Annotated in this window: 17 protein-coding genes; 12 read left to right on the top strand and 5 right to left on the bottom strand. The window is 66.3% G+C overall.

Annotation, left to right across the window (positions count from 1 at the left end; translation table 11 throughout):
* Positions 1-50 precede the first annotated feature (50 nt).
* The 4 genes from ACTIEY_RS16650 to ACTIEY_RS16635 all read left to right on the top strand — a co-directional run bounded on the left by ACTIEY_RS16650 (position 51) and on the right by ACTIEY_RS16635 (position 4,763).
* On the top strand, positions 51-1,307 hold the full coding sequence (locus ACTIEY_RS16650; protein ID WP_439520242.1) for a nitrate- and nitrite sensing domain-containing protein: 1,257 nt from the start codon (positions 51-53) through the stop codon (positions 1,305-1,307).
* A gap of 376 nt (positions 1,308-1,683) precedes the next feature.
* Positions 1,684-2,997: a CmpA/NrtA family ABC transporter substrate-binding protein gene (locus ACTIEY_RS16645; RefSeq protein WP_439520241.1), complete on the top strand. Its 1,314-nt coding sequence runs from the start codon at positions 1,684-1,686 to the stop codon at positions 2,995-2,997.
* Positions 2,998-3,036: 39 nt separating this feature from the next.
* Entirely contained in the window at positions 3,037-3,900 is an 864-nt protein-coding gene (ntrB, locus tag ACTIEY_RS16640) for a nitrate ABC transporter permease (RefSeq protein WP_439520240.1), read from the top strand.
* A 20-nt stretch (positions 3,901-3,920) separates the two neighbouring features.
* Positions 3,921-4,763, top strand: coding sequence for an ABC transporter ATP-binding protein (locus ACTIEY_RS16635; protein WP_439520239.1), 843 nt, complete (start codon positions 3,921-3,923; stop codon positions 4,761-4,763).
* Positions 4,764-4,819: 56 nt separating this feature from the next.
* Here ACTIEY_RS16635 and ACTIEY_RS16630 read toward each other — a convergent pair whose 3' ends face one another.
* Positions 4,820-5,395 carry a serine O-acetyltransferase gene (locus ACTIEY_RS16630; protein WP_439520238.1) on the bottom strand — a complete coding sequence of 192 codons (576 nt, stop codon included), beginning with the start codon at positions 5,393-5,395 and terminating at the stop codon, positions 4,820-4,822.
* A 242-nt stretch (positions 5,396-5,637) separates the two neighbouring features.
* On the opposite strand from ACTIEY_RS16630, the gene nirB reads away from it, so the two are divergent.
* From nirB to ACTIEY_RS16595, 7 genes are all read left to right on the top strand, one after another.
* Positions 5,638-8,106 (top strand): nitrite reductase large subunit NirB, encoded by a 2,469-nt coding sequence (gene nirB / locus ACTIEY_RS16625; protein ID WP_439520237.1) that lies wholly within the window; start codon positions 5,638-5,640, stop codon positions 8,104-8,106.
* On the top strand, positions 8,103-8,486 hold the full coding sequence (nirD, locus tag ACTIEY_RS16620) for a nitrite reductase small subunit NirD (RefSeq protein WP_439520236.1): 384 nt from the start codon (positions 8,103-8,105) through the stop codon (positions 8,484-8,486). Before nirB ends, nirD begins: the two co-directional genes overlap by 4 nt.
* Positions 8,483-11,329, top strand: coding sequence for a nitrate reductase (locus ACTIEY_RS16615; RefSeq protein ID WP_439520235.1), 2,847 nt, complete (start codon positions 8,483-8,485; stop codon positions 11,327-11,329). The genes nirD and ACTIEY_RS16615 overlap by 4 nt, the downstream gene beginning before the upstream one ends.
* A 48-nt stretch (positions 11,330-11,377) precedes the next feature.
* Positions 11,378-12,307 carry a DNA-binding protein YbiB gene (gene ybiB / locus ACTIEY_RS16610; protein ID WP_439520234.1) on the top strand — a complete coding sequence of 310 codons (930 nt, stop codon included), beginning with the start codon at positions 11,378-11,380 and terminating at the stop codon, positions 12,305-12,307.
* Positions 12,291-13,076, top strand: coding sequence for a uroporphyrinogen-III C-methyltransferase (gene cobA, locus ACTIEY_RS16605; protein ID WP_439520233.1), 786 nt, complete (start codon positions 12,291-12,293; stop codon positions 13,074-13,076). Before ybiB ends, cobA begins: the two co-directional genes overlap by 17 nt.
* Before the next feature lie 68 nt (positions 13,077-13,144).
* Positions 13,145-14,272 carry a sterol desaturase family protein gene (locus ACTIEY_RS16600; RefSeq protein WP_439520232.1) on the top strand — a complete coding sequence of 376 codons (1,128 nt, stop codon included), beginning with the start codon at positions 13,145-13,147 and terminating at the stop codon, positions 14,270-14,272.
* A gap of 3 nt (positions 14,273-14,275) precedes the next feature.
* Positions 14,276-15,493, top strand: coding sequence for an NAD(P)/FAD-dependent oxidoreductase (locus ACTIEY_RS16595; RefSeq protein ID WP_439520231.1), 1,218 nt, complete (start codon positions 14,276-14,278; stop codon positions 15,491-15,493).
* Here ACTIEY_RS16595 and ACTIEY_RS16590 read toward each other — a convergent pair.
* Entirely contained in the window at positions 15,490-16,200 is a 711-nt protein-coding gene (locus ACTIEY_RS16590; RefSeq protein ID WP_439520230.1) for an ArsR/SmtB family transcription factor, read from the bottom strand. The genes ACTIEY_RS16595 and ACTIEY_RS16590 overlap by 4 nt on opposite strands.
* Positions 16,201-16,309: 109 nt before the next feature.
* Here ACTIEY_RS16590 and ACTIEY_RS16585 point away from each other — a divergent pair, with 109 nt between their 5' ends.
* A complete protein-coding gene (locus ACTIEY_RS16585; protein ID WP_439520229.1) occupies positions 16,310-16,648 on the top strand; it encodes an NIPSNAP family protein in 339 nt (112 codons plus the stop codon).
* Here ACTIEY_RS16585 and ACTIEY_RS16580 read toward each other — a convergent pair.
* From ACTIEY_RS16580 to ACTIEY_RS16570, 3 genes are read right to left on the bottom strand one after another with little or no spacing between them, the layout of a single operon-like run.
* Entirely contained in the window at positions 16,640-17,338 is a 699-nt protein-coding gene (locus ACTIEY_RS16580; protein ID WP_439520228.1) for an enoyl-CoA hydratase/isomerase family protein, read from the bottom strand. The genes ACTIEY_RS16585 and ACTIEY_RS16580 overlap by 9 nt on opposite strands.
* Positions 17,335-19,620, bottom strand: a complete 2,286-nt coding sequence (locus ACTIEY_RS16575; protein WP_439520227.1) for a N,N-dimethylformamidase beta subunit family domain-containing protein — start codon at positions 19,618-19,620, stop codon at positions 17,335-17,337. Before ACTIEY_RS16575 ends, ACTIEY_RS16580 begins: the two co-directional genes overlap by 4 nt.
* Positions 19,620-20,588: a Bug family tripartite tricarboxylate transporter substrate binding protein gene (locus ACTIEY_RS16570; RefSeq protein ID WP_439520226.1), complete on the bottom strand. Its 969-nt coding sequence runs from the start codon at positions 20,586-20,588 to the stop codon at positions 19,620-19,622. The genes ACTIEY_RS16575 and ACTIEY_RS16570 overlap by 1 nt, the downstream gene beginning before the upstream one ends.
* Positions 20,589-20,601 lie beyond the last annotated feature (13 nt).

The following is a 20,601-nucleotide window of genomic DNA, read 5'->3' as shown; positions in this document are numbered from 1 at the left end:
GCATGTTTGTTGCTCGGTAATGCTTCGGTACTCGGAATCCCCACGAAAGCATGAAAACGGGTCTGAACTTCCTCGTCGCGGCCAAGCGCTGCGAAATCGCCGAGCTGCGGCAGCTTGCACTCACCAGCGCGCTGGTCAACGTGACCGGTCGACTGGTGCACGGGCTCCAGCGCGAGCGGGGTTTGTCCAACCTGTATTTGGGATCCCAGGGCACCCTGTTCACGAGCATGCGGGCCCAGCAGATCCAGGAATGCCGCCAGATCGAAGCGGAATTGCGCGCCTGCTTCGACAGCCTGGACACCGACACTGCGCGGCTGGGCTACGGCGCCCGGCTCTTCAGCCGAATCGCCTACGTGCTCCACGGCCTGGACGCCCTCGCCGGGCTGCGCGAACGCGTCGACTCCCTGAACTGGTCGATGCGCCAGTCCACCGAGGCTTACGTACGGCTCATCGCCGGCTTGCTGGGCGTGGTGTTCGAAGCGGCGGACAGCGCCAGCGACCCGGAGATCTCGCGCCTTCTGGTGGCCCTGTTCAATTTCATGCAGGGCAAGGAGTTCGCGGGGCAGGAGCGCGCTGCCGGTTCGGCGCTGTTTGCGTCTGGTCGTGCGGAGGTGGCAGAGCAGCAACGCCTGTTGCATTTCATCGAATCGCAGGAACGCTGCCTGCAGGTGTTCAGCGAATTCGCCAACCCGCAGGTGGTTGACCTCTGGGTCAACAGCCAGGCCAGCGCGATGCTGGCCGAGCTGGAGCGTTTGCGCCGGGTGCTGTGCACCGCCCCGGATGGAACGCCTCTGAACGCACAACTGAGCCAGGCGTGGTTCGACTGCTGCACGCGCCGCATCGACCGCATGAAGGCGGTGGAGGACCGTCTGGCGCTCGATCTGCTGCGCGCGTGCGAGGACAAGATCGTGGCTGCCACGCGGGAGCTTGACTCGTTCCACGCCCTGCACCCTCAGCCCACCCGGGATGCCGACGCCCTTTCGTTCTTCCGCGACGCCAGCACCGAAGTCCGGCCCGTGGCGCCTGGCTACGGTCTTCAGCTGGACCGCTCCATTCTCGAGCTGGTGCAGGACCAGGCGCGCCGCCTGCAGACCATGGGTGAAGAGCTCGACACCGTGCGCGCCAGCCTCAACGAACGCAAGCTGATCGAACGCGCCAAGGGGTTGCTGATGGCGCACCGCCAGCTCAGCGAAGAAGAAGCGCACAAGACCATGCGCCAGATGGCCATGAACCAGAACCGCCGCCTGATCGAAGTGGCCGAAGCCGTGCTGGCCATGGCCGATGTGTTGCCCCAGCGGCAGACCTGAAGGCCACCCGTGCTGCAGTGCACAAATTGTGTGCCTGCACGCGGTTCCGCACCAGTTTGAAGCCATCTGCGCGCCATCCTGCGTGCGCGCACCTGGGTTGCGTCCGCACTCTCCGCTGATTTTTTCTGAATGGAATCAACGAGGCGAGTGCCTCATGCGACCAAAGCCACCGAAACAGACACACCTGGCACGGGACCTGCTTGTCACGGTTCAAAGAGGAAGGCTGGCCAATGGCGGTTGGCTTTCTTCAGGTCTTCCCAGACTCGGACAACGGCGTCCATTGCAGTTCCAGCTTCGGCTGGTCCGGCAATGGGCGCCGTTTTGTTTTGTGCCTCGCTTTTTCTGTTGCCTGTCTCGTCCTTTGAAGGAGTTGCTCATGAAGACACCATCGAACGCCCTGTCTCCCTCGCGCCGCGCCGTCCTGCAGAAGGCTTCGGCACTGGGGGCCGCCGCCGTCGCCGGCAGCCTTTGGGCCAGTCGCGCCCAGGCACAGGCCACCGGCGCACCCGAAACGCGCGCGGCCAAGCTGGGCTTCATCGCCCTCACCGACGCGGCGCCGTTGTTCGTGGCGGACGAGAAGGGCTTCTTCAAGAAGCACGGCATGACCGAGGTCGAGGTGCTCAAGCAATCGTCATGGGGCACCACGCGCGACAACCTCGTGCTCGGCTCGGGCAAGGGCGGCATTGACGGCGCGCACATCCTCACGCCCATGCCCTACCTCATCAGCACGGGCGCAGTCACCGCCAACAACGTGCCCGTGCCCATGAACATCCTCGCGCGCCTGAACCTGGGCGGCCAATGCATTTCAGTGGGAGACGAATACAAGGACATGAAGGTGGGGCTGGACACCAAGGAGTTCGGCAAGGCCCTGCTGGCCAAGCGCCTGAAGACCGGCAAGCCGGTGAACGCTGCCATGACGTTCCCGGGTGGCACGCACGACATGTGGATCCGCTACTGGATGGCCGCCGGCGGCGTGGATCCCAACAAGGACATCACCACCATCGTGGTGCCTCCGGCGCAGATGGTGGCCAACATGAAGGTGGGCAGCATGGACACGTTCTGCGTGTGCGAGCCGTGGAACCGCCAGCTCATCAACCAGAAGATCGGCTACACGGCGCTCACCACCAGCGAGCTCTGGATGAACCACCCCGAGAAGGCGTTTGCGATGCGCGCGGACTACGTGCAGGCCAACCCGATCGCCACCAAGGCGCTGCTCAAAGCGGTGATGGAAGCGCAGATGTGGTGCGAGGACCCGGCGAACCGCGCGGAGGTGGCCGAGATCTGCTCACGCCGCCGCTGGATCAACGCCCCCGTGGCCGATGTGATCGACCGCGTGAAAGGCGATTTCGACTACGGCACCGGCCGCGTGGAAGCGAACAGCAAGTTCCAGATGCGCTTCTGGAAAGACCACGCAAGCTACCCGTTCCAGAGCCACGACCTGTGGTTCCTGACCGAGAACGTCCGCTGGGGCTACCTGCCTGCGAACACCGACATGAACGCCCTGGTGGCCAAGGTGAACCGAGAGGACCTCTGGCGCGCGGCCGCGAAAGAACTGGGCGTGGCGGCCAAGGACATCCCCACCTCCACCTCGCGTGGCGTGGAGAAGTTCTTCGACGGCAAGGTGTTCGACCCCGCCAACCCCAAGAAGTACCTCGACAGCCTGAGCATCAAGTACATCAAGAGCGCCTGACGCGCCACCCGCCTGCCAAAGACCACCGGAGCTGCCGTCATGAATTCCACCGACACCATCGAGCCCATCCGTCTTGCGACGCCAGCGGCACCCGCGCTGGCGCCCGCCTGGGTGAAGTCTGCCTCGCGCAGCTTCATGACCCATGTGCTGCCGCCGCTGCTCGTCATCGGGGTGCTGCTGATCATCTGGGAACTGCTCGGCTCGCGTCCGGGTGCCGCGCTGCCCCCACCGAGCAAGGTGGTGGAAGACACGTGGGAGCTCATCATCCACCCGTTCTACGACAACGGTGGCAACGACGTGGGCGTGGCCTGGCAACTGCTGGCCAGCCTTCAGCGCGTGGCCTACGGTTACTCGCTGGCGGTGGTGGCCGGCGTGAGTCTGGGTGTGCTGGTGGGCCAGTCCACCTGGGCCCTGCGCGGGCTTGATCCGCTGTTCCAGGTGCTGCGCACCGTGCCGCCTCTGGCGTGGCTGCCCATCTCGCTGGCGGGCTTCCAGGATGGCAACCCCTCGGCCATCTTCGTGATCTTCATCACCTCGATCTGGCCGATCATCATCAACACGTCCATCGGCATCCGAAATATCCCGGAGGACTACCGCAACGTCGCCCGTGTGATCCGCCTCAACGGCATCGAGTACTTCATCAAGATCATGCTGCCGGCAGCGGCGCCGTTCATCTTCTCAGGGCTGCGCATCGGTGTCGGCCTGTCGTGGCTGGCCATCATCGCGGCCGAGATGCTGATCGGCGGCGTGGGCATCGGTTTCTTCATCTGGGACGCGTGGAACTCCTCGCGCATCAGCGACATCATCCTCGCGCTCGTCTACGTCGGCGTGATCGGCTTCCTGCTCGATCGCGTGGTGGCGTGGATCGGCCGCGCCGTCACTCGCGGCACATCGGCCAGCTGAAACGTCCCACGGAGAACACCATGAGCAACGCCTACCTCACCCTCTCGCGCGTGGACATGACCTTTACCGGCAACAACGGCGTGGTCAACCCGGTGCTGCGCGGCATCGACCTCGATGTGCAGCGCGGCGAGTTCATCTCGCTGATCGGCCACTCGGGCTGCGGCAAATCCACGGTGCTGAACATCGTCGCCGGGCTGCTGCGAGCCACCGCGGGCGGCGTCATCGTCGACGGGCGCGAGGTCAACGCGCCGGGCCCGGACCGCGCCGTGGTGTTCCAGAACCATTCGCTCCTGCCCTGGCTCACGGTCTACCAGAACGTGGAGATCGCCGTGGCCAAGATCTTCGGCAGCAGCAAGACCGCCGCCGAGCGCAAGGACTGGATCCTGCACAACCTGAACATGGTGAACATGTCGCACGCGCTGCACCGTCTGCCCTCGGAGATTTCCGGTGGCATGAAGCAACGGGTGGGCATCGCGCGGGCACTGGCCATGGAGCCCAAGGTGCTGCTGCTCGACGAACCCTTCGGCGCACTGGACGCGCTGACGCGAGCGCACCTGCAGGACGAAGTGATCCGCATCCAGGGCGAGCTGGGCAACACGGTGATGATGATCACGCACGATGTGGACGAAGCGGTGCTGCTGTCCGACCGCGTGGTGATGATGACCAACGGGCCCTCGGCCACCATCGGTCAGATTCTGGAGGTACCGCTGGAGCGGCCACGCAACCGCATTGCCCTCGCCGAGAACCCGGCCTACAACCATTGCCGGCAGGAGATCCTCACGTTCCTCTACGAGAAACAGCGCAAGGTGGAACCGATCGCCAGCGCTCGCCCGGCACCGGTTGCCGTGGCTCTGAAAGCCTGAGGCTCCCATTGGCACCCGACGCTTCCATGGCTCCTCGACTGCGCGCCCCGGCCGGCTCAGGCCCGACGGGCTTCGGGCTCGAAGCCGTCCTCGTTCAGAGGAACCCCGGAGGGTGCCACGGCAGCCTCGCGTGGTTTGCGCGGCATGACCCGGGCCGGCACGCCCACGGCAATCGAATTGGAAGGCACGTCGGTGGTCACCACCGAATTGGCGCCGATGTTCACGTTGTCACCAATGACGATGCGACCCAGCACCTTGGCACCGGCGCCGATGTCCACGTTGTTGCCGATCACGGGCGCGCAGGGGTCTTCAACCCGGGCCAGCCCTACCACGACACCCGTGCGGATGCGGCAGTTGTCGCCAAACTGGGTGTAGCCGCTCACCACGATGCCCCCGAAGTGGTCGATCACGAAGTTGCGACCGATCTTCACTTCGCAGGGCACTTCGATGCCCGTGACCATCTGAACGATCTTGTAGAGCACCCGGTAGATCAGGGAAAAGAACTTGCGCAGCAGCACGGGCTTGAGGGTGTAGCGCCATCGACCCAGCCGGTAGATGGTCATCACCCAGAAGCCTTGCGCGCCCAGCTTGCTTCCATGGGCGCGGTAATCCGCGCGAATGTTGTCGAACATGAGAACTCTGCAAATCGCAAAAAAGAAAGAGATGAGGCGCTTGCGCGTGGCACTGACCATACCAAACACGCGGTGAAATATCGGAAGCGTGCTCTCTTTTTTGTTGTAACAAACGCCCCCTGCCGGACCTTTCGCACCTGCGTGACTCGGACATTGCGCTTTGCAACAAGTTGCATCTGTGCGGTAGAGCACACAGCGTCTGCAGGTCCTCAAATTCAATTTCCTGCCCTGGAGTCGCTGTGATGAAAAAGCCCCAACTGGTGATGGTCGGCAACGGCATGGCCGGTGTCCGCACGCTCGAAGAGCTGCTGAAGATCGCACCCGACCTGTACGACATCACGGTCTTCGGCACCGAGCCGCACCCGAACTACAACCGCATCCTGCTCTCGCCGGTTCTGGCGGGGGAGCAGACGCTGGACGAGATCGTGCTCAATGACTGGGCCTGGTACAGCGAACACGGCATCACGCTGCACGCCGGCAAGACCGTGACCGAAGTGGATCGGGTCAGGCGCGTCGTGCGAGCCAGCGACGGCCAGGGCGGCGTGATCGAGGCTGCCTACGACCGCCTCATCCTGGCCACTGGCTCGAATCCCTTCATGCTGCCCATTCCCGGCAAAGACCTCCAGGGCGTGCTGGCCTACCGCGACATCGCCGACACCCAGGCCATGATCGAGGCCGCCACGCTGTACCGGCATGCGGTGGTGATTGGCGGGGGATTGCTGGGCCTGGAGGCCGCCAACGGCCTGATGAAACGGGGCATGACGGTCAGCGTGGTGCACGTGGCGCCGTGGCTCATGGAACGCCAGCTCGATGACGTGGCGGGCAAGCTGCTGCAGCAATCGCTGGAGCTGCGCGGCATGAAGTTCCTGATCGGCGCCCAGACCCAGGAGCTCGTGGGCAACGACGCCGGGCGCGTGAAAGCGATCCGCTTCAAGGACGGCACCGAGCTGCCGGCCGACCTGGTCGTGATGGCCGTGGGCATCCGCCCCAACACCGCGCTGGCCGAGTCCATGAACCTGCATGTGAACAAGGGCATCGTGGTCAGCGACACGCTGCAGACCGTGACCGATCCACGCATCTATGCGGTGGGCGAATGCGCGGCGCACCGGGGCATCGCCTATGGACTGGTGGCGCCGCTGTTCGAACAGGGCAAGGTGCTGGCCACGCACCTGGCGGAGTTCGGCATTGGCCGCTACGTCGGTTCGCTCACCTCGACCAAGCTCAAGGTCACCGGCATCGATCTTTTCAGCGCCGGCAATTTCACCGGCGGCGCAGGCACCGAGGAGATCGTGATGAGCGATCCATCCGGCGGCGTGTACAAGAAGCTGGTGATCCAGGACGACAAGCTGGTGGGGGCCTGCCTGTACGGCGACACGGTCGATGGCTCCTGGTACTTCAAGCTGTTGCGCGATGGCCGCAGCGTGGCCGACATCCGCGACCGCCTGATGTTCGGCGAGTCCAACATCGGCGACGTGGGTCATCAGGGGCACAGCAAGGCCGCGGCCATGGCCGACAGCGACGAGGTCTGCGGCTGCAACGGCGTGACCAAGGGCAGCATCTGCAAGTCCATCAAGGACAAGGGCCTGTTCACACTGGAAGAAGTGCGCAAGCACACCAAGGCCAGCGCGTCCTGCGGCTCCTGCACAGGCCTGGTCGAACAGATCCTGATGTTCACGGCCGGCGGCGACTACTCCGCCACGCCCAAGCTCAAGGCCATGTGCGCCTGCACGGACCACGGCCACCAGGCCGTGCGCGATGCCATCCGCGACAGCAGGCTGCTGAGCATCGGAGCGGTGTTCGAGGGCATGGGTTGGCGCACGCCCAACGGCTGCGCCACCTGCCGTCCGGCCGTCAACTACTACCTGATCAGCACGTGGCCCAAGGAAGCCAGGGACGATCCGCAAAGCCGCTTCATCAACGAGCGCGCGCACGCCAACATCCAGAAGGACGGCACCTACAGCGTGATCCCGCGCATGTGGGGTGGTGAGACCACGGCCGATGAACTGCGCCGCATCGCCGACGCGGTGGACAAATACCAGATTCCCACCGTGAAGGTGACCGGTGGCCAGCGCATTGATCTGCTGGGCGTGAAGAAGGAAGACCTGCAGGCGGTGTGGAAGGACATCGGCATGCCCAGCGGGCACGCGTACGCCAAGGCCCTGCGCACGGTGAAGACCTGCGTGGGCAGCGAGTGGTGCCGCATGGGCACGCAGGACAGCACGCAGATGGGCAAGGACCTGGAACGCGCCATGTGGCGCATGTACGCACCGCACAAGGTGAAGTTCGCGGTCAGTGGCTGCCCACGCAACTGCGCCGAGGCGGGCATCAAGGACGTCGGCATCATCGGCGTGGACAGTGGCTGGGAGATGGTCGTGGCCGGCAACGGTGGCATCAAGACCGAGGTGGCGCAGTTCTTCGCCAAGCTCAAGACGGCTGAAGAAGTGCTGGAATACACGGGCGCCTTCATGCAGCTCTACCGCCTGGAGGGCTGGTACCTCGAGCGAACGGTGCACTATGTCAACCGCGTGGGACTTGACCATGTGAAGAAGAGGATTCTGGAAGACCACGAAGGCCGCAAGGCGCTGTGGGAGCAGCTGCAGTTCGCGCTCGACGGCGAGCCCGATCCGTGGTTCGAGCACCAGAAGGCTTCGGTGGACACACGGCAGTTCATCCCCATCCAGCCGGTGGTCCTGGAAGGGAGCGCAGCATGAGAGCGTGGATTCCCATTGCCCGGGTGGACGACATTCCCGTGCTGGGCTCGCGCTGCGTGAAGCGCGATCACGGGCTGGACGTGGCCGTGTTCCGCAACGATCAGGACCAATTCTTTGCCCTGCTCGACCGCTGCCCGCACAAGGGCGGCCCACTGAGCCAGGGCATCGTGTTCGGCACGCAGGTGGCTTGCCCGCTGCACAACTGGACCATCGGTCTGGACAGCGGCTGCGCCAGGGAGCCCGATGAAGGCTGCACGCCCAGGTTTGCCGTGATGGTCGCCGACGGCAGGGTGCACCTCGATGCCGAAGAACTGGAGCATCACGCCACCGACCTCACCCGTCCCATCGCCGGCCCGGCCAGACGCCACGTGCCCGCATGAACCCGACCACCACCCGTTCGACCTGCCCGTATTGCGGCGTGGGTTGCGGGGTGCTGATTGAAAGCCAGGGCAGCCAGATCACCGGCGTGCGCGGTGACCCCGATCACCCGGCCAATTTCGGCAAGCTGTGCACCAAGGGCCAGACGCTGCACCTGACCGCCACACCCGAGGTCACGCGGCAGACGCGCCTGCTCCAGCCCATGCAGCGCCTGCAGCGGGGTTCGCCCGCACAGGCCATGCACTGGGACGCCGCACTCGACCTGGCCACCGATCGCTTTGCCTCGGTGATCGAGCAGCACGGCCCCGACGCGATCGGCTTCTACATCAGCGGCCAGTTGCTCACCGAGGACTACTACGCGTTCAACAAACTGGCCAAGGGCCTGATCGGCACCAACAACGTCGACACCAACTCGCGCCTGTGCATGAGCAGCGCTGTGGCCGGCTACAAGCTCACGCTGGGCGCCGATGCGCCGCCCGCCTGTTACGACGATGTCAATCACGCGCAATGCTTGTTCATCGTCGGCAGCAACGCGGCCTTCGCCCACCCCGTGCTGTTCCGGCGCATCGAGCAAGCGAAAGCAAGGAACCCGGCCATGAAGGTGATCGTGGCCGACCCGCGCCGCACCGACACCGCCGACTTCGCCGACCTCTTTCTTCCGCTGCAGCCTGGCAGCGACGTGATGCTGTTCCATGGCCTGCTGCACATCATGCTGTGGGAGGGCTGGACCCAAAGTGCCTACATCGGCGCGCACACCACCGGCTTCGACGCGCTCAAGGCGCTGGTGCGCAAATGCACGCCCGAACAGGTGGCGCAGGTGTGCGGCCTGCGCAAGGATGACCTGTTCACCGCGGCCCGCTGGTTTGCGCAATCGCCCGCCACGCTCAGCCTGTACTGCCAGGGACTCAACCAGAGCAGCAGCGGCACGGCCAAGAACGCCACGTTGATCAACCTGCACCTGGCCACCGGGCAGATCGGCAAGCCCGGCGCGGGTCCCTTCAGCCTGACCGGCCAGCCCAACGCCATGGGTGGGCGAGAGGTCGGCGGCCTGGCCAACCTGCTGAGCGCCCACCGCGACCTGGCCAACCCGCAGCACCGCGCCGAAGTGGCAGCACTCTGGGGCGTGCCCGACGTGCCCGAAAAGCCCGGCAAGACCGCCGTGGAAATGTTCCAGGCTGCGGCCGACGGCGAGATCAAGGCGCTGTGGATCGCCTGCACCAACCCCGCCCAGTCCATGCCCGACCAGGCCACGGTTCGCCGCGCCCTGCAGCGCGCCGAGTTTGTCGTGGTGCAGGAGGCCTTTGCCACCGCCGCCACCTGCGATTTCGCCGACCTGCTGCTGCCCGCCACCACCTGGGGCGAGAAAGACGGCACCGTGACCAACAGTGAGCGCTGCATCAGCCGCGTGCGCCCGGCCGTTCCGGCGCCCGGCGCTGCGCGGCACGACTGGCGAATCGTCGTCGACTTCGCAAGACGCCTCGAGCAGAAGCTTCCCCTTGCCAGCACGCACCGTGAGAAGGATTCGACATGCTCAGCCCGAACGGAAGCGGCGTCAGCCCAAAGGGATGTTTCACTCTTTTCCTACGACACACCGGAATCCATCTGGCTCGAACACCGCGAATCCACACGCGGTCGCGATCTTGACATCACCGGCCTCTCGTACGCGATGCTCGAGCAGCAGGGCCCGCAGCAGTGGCCCATCCGGCCAGGCGAAGCACACGGAAAGCAGCGCCTGTACGAAGACGGCATCTTTCCCACCTCAGATGGCCGCGCGCGCTTTGCCGCTCTGCCCTTTGTGCCGCTGGCCGAACCGCGCGAATCGCGTTACCCGTTCTCGCTCACCACCGGGCGCCTGCGCGACCAGTGGCACGGCATGACGCGCACTGGCACGCTGGGCCGCCTGTTCGGCCACGTGGCCGAGCCTGCGGTGCAGATGAATGCACAGGACATGGAGCGCCGTGGCCTGAAAGGCGGCGATCTGGTCCATGTGACCAGCAAGCGCGGCTCCATCGTGGTGCCCGTGCAGTCATCGGCCGAGATCGGCCTCTCGCAGCTCTTCATCGCCATGCACTGGGGCGCCGAGTACCTCAGTGGCCGCAGCAGCACGGGTGAGGTGCTCGCAGGCGTGAACGCCATCACCACATCCGCGTTCTGCCCGTCGTCGAAACAGCCAGAACTCAAGCACGCGGCCGTGAAGGTGCTCAAGGCCGAACTGCCCTGGGCGTTGCTGGGCGTGGCCTGGCTGCCCGAGGAAGACGCGCTGACCGCGCGTGAAGGCCTGCGGGGCTTGATGGCACGGTTTCCGTTCGCAAGCTGTGTGCCGTTTGGCCGCGAACGCACCGGTGTGCTGTTCCGCGCGGCGGCGCACGAAGCGCCTGAACCAGCCCTGATCGAAAGCATCGAAGCGCTGCTCGGCCTGCACACCAGCGACGCGCTGCGCTACGCGGACCGCCGCCTCGGCCAGCGCCGCACCGCGCGCCTGGTGCGCGACGGGCATTCGACCCAGCTCGAGGGGTTCGTTCTGGCAGGCGACACGCGCGCGGAAGTCTGGATCAAGCCACTGCTGCAGGACGAGCTGCCCGCCGCCGCCTACGGTCGCCTGCTGCTGATGCCGGGCGCGCGGGCACCGGTGGCCATTGCCGCTCGAGGAAGGCAGATCTGCACCTGCTTCAATGTCACCGAAGACGCGATCCAGAGCCGCCTTCAAACCTGCGAAGGCAGCCCGGCCGAGCGGCTGGCCGCCTTGCAAGCCAGCCTGCAGTGCGGTACCAACTGCGGATCATGCGTCCCCGAGCTCAAGCGACTGGTGCGCGAGACCGCCGTCGCCCCCGCAACCGCCATATAACGCGAAGTCATCAAACTTCCCGGACAATTCGCGCAACATCGCCACCCCATGGGAATCAGCCACTACATCAAGGACATCGGTCGCGGCAAGGAAGGCGCCCGTTCGCTCACGCGCGAACAGGCGGCCGACCTGCTGGGCCAGGTGCTGGATGGTGCAGTGAGCGATCTGGAGGTGGGCGGCTTCTGCCTGGCCATGCGCATCAAGGGTGAGACGCCTGCGGAAATGGCCGGCTTCCTCGACGCTGTGCACGCACGACTGTTGCGCCTGCCTGACGCTGGGCACCCCACGGTTGTGCTGCCGAGCTACAACGGCGCGCGCAAGCTGCCCGTGCTCACGCCGTTGCTGGCCATGCTGCTGGCGCGCCGCGGTGCGGCGGTGCTGGTGCACGGCACCGCCACGGAAGACAAGCGGGTCCCCGCTGAAGCCGTGTTCGCCGAACTCGGCATCGCGCCTTCACTGCACCTGTCTGCGCTGCCCGCTGGCGAACTCGCCTTTGTGCCGACCGAGGTGCATCTGGCCAGCCTCAAGCGGCTGCTCGACGTGCGCCGCGCGGTGGGCCTGCGCAACCCGGCGCACAGCCTGGTCAAGCTCATGAATCCGTGTGCAGGCCGCGCCTTCATCGTCGGCAGCTACACGCATCCCGAGTACGCCACGTCCATGGCCGATACCTGGACGCTCACCGGCGCGCATGCGCTGCTGCTGCGCGGCACCGAGGGTGAACCCGTGGCCGATGCGCGCCGCACGCCGCGCATGGAGGTGTTCCGCGATGGCCTGCGCACGGAGGTGCAGGCCGCGCAGGATGGGCCCCTGGTGCAACTGCCAGCGCTGCCCTCCACCGACGCCGCGCACACAGCTGCTTACATTCGCGCCGTGCTCGATGGCGCACAGCCTGTGCCCACACCCATTGCCCTGCAGGTGGAACACATCTTGCAAGAGCTTCACCACCATGAATCCGCAGCCCATGCCATCGCCGTCTGAATTCCTGCCGGGCACCGTCTCGCTTGTCGGCGCCGGCCCGGGCGACCCCGAGTTGCTCACGCTCAAGGCCGTGAAAGCCATCGCCGCCGCCACGGTCCTGCTGGTGGATGACCTCGTGAGCGACGGGGTGCTGGCACATGCCCGTCCCAGTGCGCGCATCGTGCACGTGGGCAAGCGCGGCGGCTGCAAGAGCACGCCCCAGGCCTTCATCGAAAAACTCATGGTCATGGCCGCGCGCGAGGGCGAGGTGGTGGTGCGCCTCAAGGGCGGCGACCCGTTCATCTTCGGGCGGGGTGGTGAAGAGGTGGAACACCTGCGCGAAGCCGGCATCGAGGTGCAGGTGGTCAACGGCATCACCGCAGGTCTTGCCGGCCTCACCTCGCTGGGGGTGCCCCTCACGCACCGCGAGCATGCACACGGCGTGGTCTTCGTCACCGGCCACGCCAAGCCCGGTGACAAGGGCACCGACTGGCAGGCCCTGGCCGCCACCGCGCGCGACGCGAAGCTCACGCTGGTGATCTACATGGGCGTGGCCAGTGCCGAGCACATCCAGCAGGAACTGCTCACGGGCCTGCCGGCAGACACGCCGCTGGCCGTCATCCAGCACGCGACGCTGCCCCAGCAACGGCATGCCGTCACCAGCCTGGGGCAACTGCGCGCCACCATCGATCGCGAAGGCCTCGGCAGTCCCGCCGTGATCGTGGTGGGCCATGTGGTCAGCGGCATCGCCGCGCTGGAAGCAACGGAACCGGTCGTCCGCACGGCCTGAAAACGGCGTCCACCTCCCGCTACACTGCGGCACCCGCGCCCTTCGGCGCCTCGGGGGGAGTGAGCGGCATGCTCAAGAAACTGAACGATTTCACAGAGAGCCACGGCGCCTTGCGACCGGGCCGTGGACTGGTCACCGGCGTCATCGCGCTCACGCTGGCCATCCTGTGTTTCCTGGGCGTGATGGCCTTCCACTTTCCGCAGTACCTGACCACGCCCGAACTGCGCAAGCAGTACGACGTGGCGCTGATGCGCCAGTTGCTGTTTGGTGCGATGGTGGTGGCCGGCGGCCTCAGCCTGGTGAATGTGCTGTTCAACCGCGCGCGCTGGCTTTCGGCCTTCGCTTTCGCGCTCGTCGTGCTCGGCGCCCTCCTCGGCGGCCACCAGGTCGAGGTGGACCCGAACTTCCCGGACCACACGCCCTACATCGGCATGGACTGGTTCATCCTCGACCTGCTGGGCTCGGCGCTGATCTTCATCTTCATCGAGAAGCTGTTCGCCCTGCGCAAGGACCAACCCGTTTTCAGGCCCGAGTGGCAGACCGACTTCCACCACTTCATCGTCAATCACATGGTGATCGGCTTCATGCTGCTGGCCACCAACCTGCTGGTGCACAAGCTTTTTGGCTGGGTACCGGTGGACGGCGTGCGCGGCTGGATCGCAGCGTTGCCGTTCTGGGCAGCCCTGCCCTTGATCATCCTGGTGGCCGACCTTGCCCAGTACTGGACTCACCGCGCGTACCACGAGGTGCCGTTGCTCTGGCGTCTGCACGCGGTGCACCACAGCACCAAGCACATGGACTGGATGGCCGGCTCCCGCCAGCACATTCTGGAAACCATCATCACGCGCACGCTGGTGCTCGGGCCGATCTACCTGCTGGGCTTTTCCAAGGAAGTGATCGACGCTTACATCATCGTGGTGGGCTTCCAGGCCGTGTTCAACCACGCCAACGTCAGCGTGCGCCTGGGGCCGCTGCGCTACCTCATCGTCACGCCCAACTTCCACCACTGGCACCACAGCCAGGACCAGGAAGCGCTGGACAAGAACTACGCGGCGCACTACGCCTTCCTCGACCATCTCTTCGGTACCGCGGTCAACAGCCCCCGGATCTGGCCCGAGCGCTACGGCGTGCTGGGCGACTACGTGCCCAAGGGCTTCCTGAGGCAGCTCGCCTTTCCGTTCACCTGGAAGGGTTGAGGCGTGAGCGATGCCACCTGGGACGCCATCGTCATCGGCGCGGGCGCCGCCGGCCTGTTCTGCGCCGGCATCGCCGGTCAGCGCGGCCTGCGTGTGCTGGTTCTCGACCACAGCGAGAAGGTGGCCGAGAAGGTGCGCATCTCGGGCGGAGGACGGGCCAACTTCACCAACCGCGAGCTCGATGCGCACGCGCCACACAGGCACTTCATCAGCGCCAACCCGCACTTCTGCCGCTCGGCGCTCTCGCGCTACACGCCCGCCGATTTCATCGCGCTGGTGCAGCGACATGGCATCGCGTTCCACGAAAAGCACAAGGGCCAGCTCTTTTGCGACCGCTCCGCTGAAGACCTGATCCAGATGCTGCTGCACGAATGCGACGCTGGCGCGGTTCAACGCTGGCAGCCCTGCGGCGTGAAGGCGGTGCGTGTCCTGGGCGACGGGACCTACGAAATCGACACTGAACAGGGCGCCGTGCGCAGCCGCTCGGTGGTGGTGGCCACCGGCGGCCTGTCCATTCCCAAGATCGGTGCCACGGATTTCGGCTACCGCATCGCGAAGCAGTTCGGCCTTCGGCTGGTTGACACGCGCCCCGGCCTGGTGCCCCTGACCTTCGACGGCGAGGCCTGGCTGCCCTACGCGGGCTTGTCCGGCCTGTCGCTGCCCGTGCACATCGAGACCGGGGACAAGAAGTCGCGAGTGGGCTTCATGGAAGACCTGCTGTTCACGCACAGGGGCCTCTCCGGCCCCGGTGTGCTGCAGATCTCCAGCTACTGGCGCGACGGCAGCCCCATCCGCCTCAACCTCGCGCCCGAAGTGCAGTTGCCCGCCGCCCTGGCGCGGGCCAAGGCCACGTCACGCAAGCTGCTGGCCAACGAACTCGCTGCTCTCGTGCCCAACCGCCTGGCCGAAGCCTGGGTGCAGCAGGACGCCGACTGGCAGCGTCCCGTGGCCGAAGCATCGGACAAGTCGCTGGCACGCCTGGCCGAGCGACTTTCGAGATGGGAGATCACGCCCACCGGCACCGAGGGCTACAAGAAGGCGGAAGTGACGCTGGGCGGGGTGGACACGCGCGACCTTTCATCGCAAACGCTGGAGTCGAAGCAGCCGGGGCTGTACTTCGTTGGCGAGGTGGTCGATGTGACCGGCTGGCTTGGCGGCTACAACTTCCAGTGGGCCTGGGCCAGCGCGCACGCCTGTGCGCAGGCCCTGCCCGCCACCTAATCCTCGACCACGCTGCGCCAGCGCGCGGTGCCCATCCAGTCGCGCAGGACCCGCGCACCCGGCGGCGTGATGGTGAGTGCGCGTGTGCCCTGCCCGCGCTGCAACCAGCCCCGCTCCAGGCAGTGGTGGCAGATGAGCGCGCCCAGGCGACCGGCCAGGTGCATGCGCCGCTCGCTCCAGTCAAGGCAGGGCCGGCACGGCGGGCGATTGCCTTGGCTGTCGGCCTGTGCGACGCTGGTCTGCAGCGCCAGGCCCCGCAGGGCCGCAGGCGCGCGGTCGGTCACGTGCGCAGTGACGGCATCGTCGTCGAACACCACCGCGCCCGCCTCCAGCAGATGGCCGGCGACGGCCACCCCCAGCCGACCCGCCAGGTGGTCGTAGCAGGTGCGAGCGGTGCGCAGCGAAGCGTTGCGCGGCCCCACCACGGGCGGCGGCAGCGTGGACAACTGCATCAGGCCTTCGAGCACACGCGCCACCTCGGGCGATGCCAGCCGGTGGTAGCGATGCCGTCCCTGGCGAGCCACGCTCAGCAGTGATGCCTCCACCAGCAAGGCCAAGTGGCGGCTGGCGGTGGCAGGCGTGATGCGCGCCGCATCGGCCAGCTCGCGCGCGGTCAGCGCCCGCCCGTCCATCAGCGCCATCAACATGGCCGTGCGAGCGGGCTCGCCGACGAGCGCTGCCACATGTGCGATGCGGTTGGTGTTCATGGGCGTCAGTGTGCGTCAAACCAGGCCGACCAAGGTTCGTTCCGGAGCGAAACCATTGCGCTGTCGGCAGCGGCACGATCACGCCCTCCCCCACCCAGCAAAGGCCCTCATGACCATCACCTGTTTCATCCGCTACCAGCTCGATCCCTTCCAGGTCGAGGCGTTTCGCGCCTATGCCGAGAACTGGGGGCGAATCATTCCGCGCTGTGGCGGCCACCTGGTGGGCTACTTCCTGCCCTGCGAGGGTTCCAGCGACGAAGCCTGGGGGCTGATCGCGTTCGACAGCCTCACTGCCTACGAGGCGTACCGCGCCAGGCTGCGCGCCGACGAAGAAGGCAAGGCCAACTTCGAACTCGCGCGCCGACAGCGCTTCATCCTGCGCGAGCAGCGCACCTTTACCGAACTGGTCGACGGCACGTTCCACCAGCAGTCCAGGCTGTCAGCCTGACCCCAGTGATCGCTGCGCCGCGTTCTCCAGCGTGATGGCCTGGGCGAAGGCGCTCAGGCCCACCTCGTTGAGCACTTTCTTGAATTGCGCGGCGACTTCGGGCGCGAGGGACGCCAGGCGTTCGCAGGTGCGCTGGGCGGCGGCTTCCAGCGCATCCGCATTCACCACCTCGCCCACCAGGCCCCAGGCCTGCGCTTGCGACGCACTGAATTCATCACCCAGCAGCATCAACGACTTGGCGCGCATGAGACCCGCGCTGGCCGCCAGCGTGGCCGCCAGGCCGCCGGTGACAAACACGCCCAGTGAGGCTTCAGGCAGGCGAAATCGCGCGGTGTCCGCGGCCATCACCACATCGCAGTCGAGCATCCATTCCAGCCCGGCCCCCAGTGTCCAGCCGTGAACAGCAGCCACCACGGGCTTGGGGCAGGAGACCAGGGCCTGTGCAACGCCCTGCACCAGCACCAGATCGTCCTCGGTCGGCGGGGCGCTCAAATCACGACCGGCGCAAAAGGCACGACCGGCGCCGCGCAACAGCAGCACGCGAACGCTGTCATCGGCGCCGGCGGCGTCGATCACCTGCAGCAGACCGAGCGCCATGCCGTTGTGGATCGCGTTGAGCTTGTCCGGCCGGTTGAGCGCGACGCTCAAGATGGCGCCTGCCTGGCTGACCAGAAGGTCGGGATGGTTCATGTCGGTTGGACTCCAAAGTGGTGAAGCACGTTGCGCAACAGAAGGCCGAAAACCTCGTCGACCCCCAGCACCCAGCTCGCCCCCACAGCACCGGCATGGAAGACACGGCCGCCTTGCGGGCGCTCCCAGTAGATCATCTCGGCCGAGAGTCCACCCAGCGATTCGGTCGCCCCCTCGAAGAAGTCGAGGTACGCGTCCATCGCACCCGGTACGCGTCGAATGCCCTGGGCAAGCACCTGGATGCCGTGGTGAGGAGCAGGCAGCACCGCGCCTTCGGGTACGTGGTGTGTCATGCGCCGCAAGGTCGCGATGCTCAGGTCCCACTCGTGCCCGATCGCGCGCGGCAGTGCGCCGCCCGGCGCGTGGCCGAAGGTGTCTCCCACACCCAGCCCGGTTTCGTGCGGCTGGTGGTACAGGAAGTGCTGCGCATCGTGCACGCGGTACACGCCGAAATCGTCCGCGTCGGCAAATGCCCAACCCGCCGTTTCCAGGCCAATCACATCGCTGCACGATCGGTCATTGAAGCGCCAGAGACCGCCGCGTTGACCATCCTGGCTGTGGTACTGCTCACCGTGCGGGCCGCCAGGCGCGGCGTGCTTGGGCAACGCACCGTCCTGCTCGTCGGGTGGCGTAAGCGTCTTGCGCTGCTCCATCACGGTGCCCTCTTCGTCGAAGCTCACGCGCCAGTACATGGTGTTGCCCGACAGCACGACGGCAGAGCCACCTTCGCAGAGGTACTGGTCCAGGCCTTCGAACGCCGGCGCCGACCAGTATTCGCTGTGACCGTTGATCACCACGCAGCGGTACCGCCCGAGCAGCGAGGGGTCGCGGTGCAGGTCGAGGTCAGACACGAGATCGTAGGCATAGCCGTTCCGTTCCAGCCAGGCATGCAGGTGGCGTTCCAGCCGCGGTCCTTGGCAGAAGCCAGTGCCCTCCGGGGCGTAGAAGGCATCCGTGGCGGCGTTGGGCCAAGGCATGCGCAAGCCCGCGAAGTACGTCGGCTGCCCTTTGCGGTGCGGTGTGTAGTGGTTGTAGGCGGGCGCGTCAGGATGGCTGTTGGGCAGCGGCGCCGCACGCCGTGGCCAGTGAGCCGCACCGGCGACGTTGCGGGCGAAAGGCGACGACGCGTAGGCGCGCCAGGAGTTGGTGGCGCACAGCACGAGCACAGGCGCAGGTTCGGCAGCGGGCGCACGTCGGACCACGAAGGTGGCGTCGTAGCGAACCTCGCGGCCTTCCAGCTCGAACTCGAAGCGGCCCACATGCAGGCCAGGCTGCACGTCGATCGGGATGGACACGCGGTGCGTTTCGGTCCAGCGACAGTCGACCAGGTCGTCGCTGGCGAAGCGCAGGCCGTGGCGCGTGGCTTCGCTCTGCGGGTCGTGCTCGCCCATGCCTGCGGAGAAACGCGGCACCCTGGCGGCATCGAATGCCGGTCCTGCGATGTTCCAGGTGGCGTGGTTGACGATTTCGCCATGTCGCCCCTGTCCGCTCACATCGGTCACCCGTGCGCCTCGACCTTCGCTCAACGGCCAGCAAGCCAGGAGCCCGGGGCCGTCGCTGCGCTGCGCCCGGAGGTTCGCGCGCCTGGCCACCCCGGCGGCGTCCAGTGCTGCAGCGTGAACGGCGGGCATGGCCATGTCCGCATCCAGGAACCCACAGGCCACGCCTCGCATCCCCTGGGCGCCAAGGCGCAAGGGCGCGGGGCCCGGGTCGCAAAGCGAGGGCCCGGTACCCAGCGCCACGCGCTCGCCATTCAGCCACAGGCTCATGGCACCCGCCTCGAACACTGCGGCGATGTGGGCCCAGGTGCGCTCCGCGAGCCGGGGCCCGGTCAGGCATCCAGCGCGATCCGGGCCGTGGCACCGGAATTCCAGCGACCCGTCTTCCCGAATCAGCAGCCCGTAACCTTGGTGCGACGACGCGTCATCGAGCTGCGTGACGATGGCCTGCCGATCGCCGAAATCCCACGGCGAGATCCAGCACTCGAGCGTGAACGATGGCAGCGGCCCCTGGAGCCCCCGCTCGATCCAGACATACGAGCCGGGATGAATGGCCTGCACGCCCTCTGGCTGCCACGCGGGGTCGGCATGCACCACTGTGTCCAGCGAAGCATCGTCAGGGTCCGGACCGACGCGGGAAAGCGAGAAGCGGTACGGCACGCTGCTGCTGACGTGAAAACCGATGGCGCTTCCCGCGGCCACACTCACCGCGCCGGCATAGGCATGCAGGCCGGGGAGCTCGATGGCGAGATGGGGAGGCAGCGGGTGCGTCGACCCCGGCATCAGTCTGCGGTGAAACCGGATGACTTCACCACGGGCGCCCAGCTGGTCAGATCACCCGCCATCAACTGGCTCAATTCTTCCGGCGTGCTGGGATTGCTTTCCATCCCCAGCTTGAGCAAGCGTTCCTGGATATCCGGCGAGGCAAGCACCTTGCGCGTTGCCGCGTTGAGCTGATCGACCACCGCTTTCGGTGTGCCGGCAGGCGCCAGCAGCGCGGTCCATTCCAGCGTGTCGAAACCCGCGATGCCGAGCTCCTTCAACGTAGGCACGCCGGGAAGCACTTGTGCTCGCCGGATGCCATTGACCGCCAGCACTTTCACCTTGCCGGCGAGATGGTGCGGCGCCACATCCAGAATCGGCAGGATGCCGGCCTTGAGTTGCCCGCCCAGCAAGTCCTGCACGGCTGGTGCCGCGCCTTTGTACGGAATGGCCTGCAAGTTCACTTTGTTGTCTTGCCCCAGGCGATACCCGAGGAAATGCGACACGCTGCCCGGCGCCGGCACGCCGAAGTTCGCGGCCTCGTTGTCCTTGCGTGCCAGTTCCAGCCACTGGGCCACGGAAGTCGCGGGCAAGGCAGAGGTCACGGTCACCGCTTGGTAGAAGCTCGTCAACCGGACCACGGGTGCGAAATCCTTCCCCGGGTTGTATTTCACCGACTTCGTCGTGAGCGGCAGCATCACCATCATGTGGCTGTTGGCCACGAGGATGGTGTTGCCATCTGGCGCCGAAGCACGCACATGGTCCGCCGCAATCTGCCCACCGGCGCCAGCCCGGTTGTCCACGATGATGGCCGCGCCCAGTTCGTCTTTCAGTTTCTCGGCGATCATGCGAGCCAGGGCATCCGAGGATCCGCCGGCCGGGTAACCCACCACCAGTCGCACAGGAGGTTTGCCCGTCTGGGCCTGTGCCACCAGGGGCAGACAGGCCAGCATGCACAAGGAGAGTACGAACGCACGGGGCAGCTTCATGGAGGTGTTCCTT

Source organism: Hydrogenophaga sp. (assembly GCF_051858985.1).
Lineage (GTDB): Bacteria > Pseudomonadota > Gammaproteobacteria > Burkholderiales > Burkholderiaceae_C > Hydrogenophaga.
Note: the sequence above shows the minus strand (reverse complement) of the source record. Positions and strands in the feature narration are given on the sequence as shown.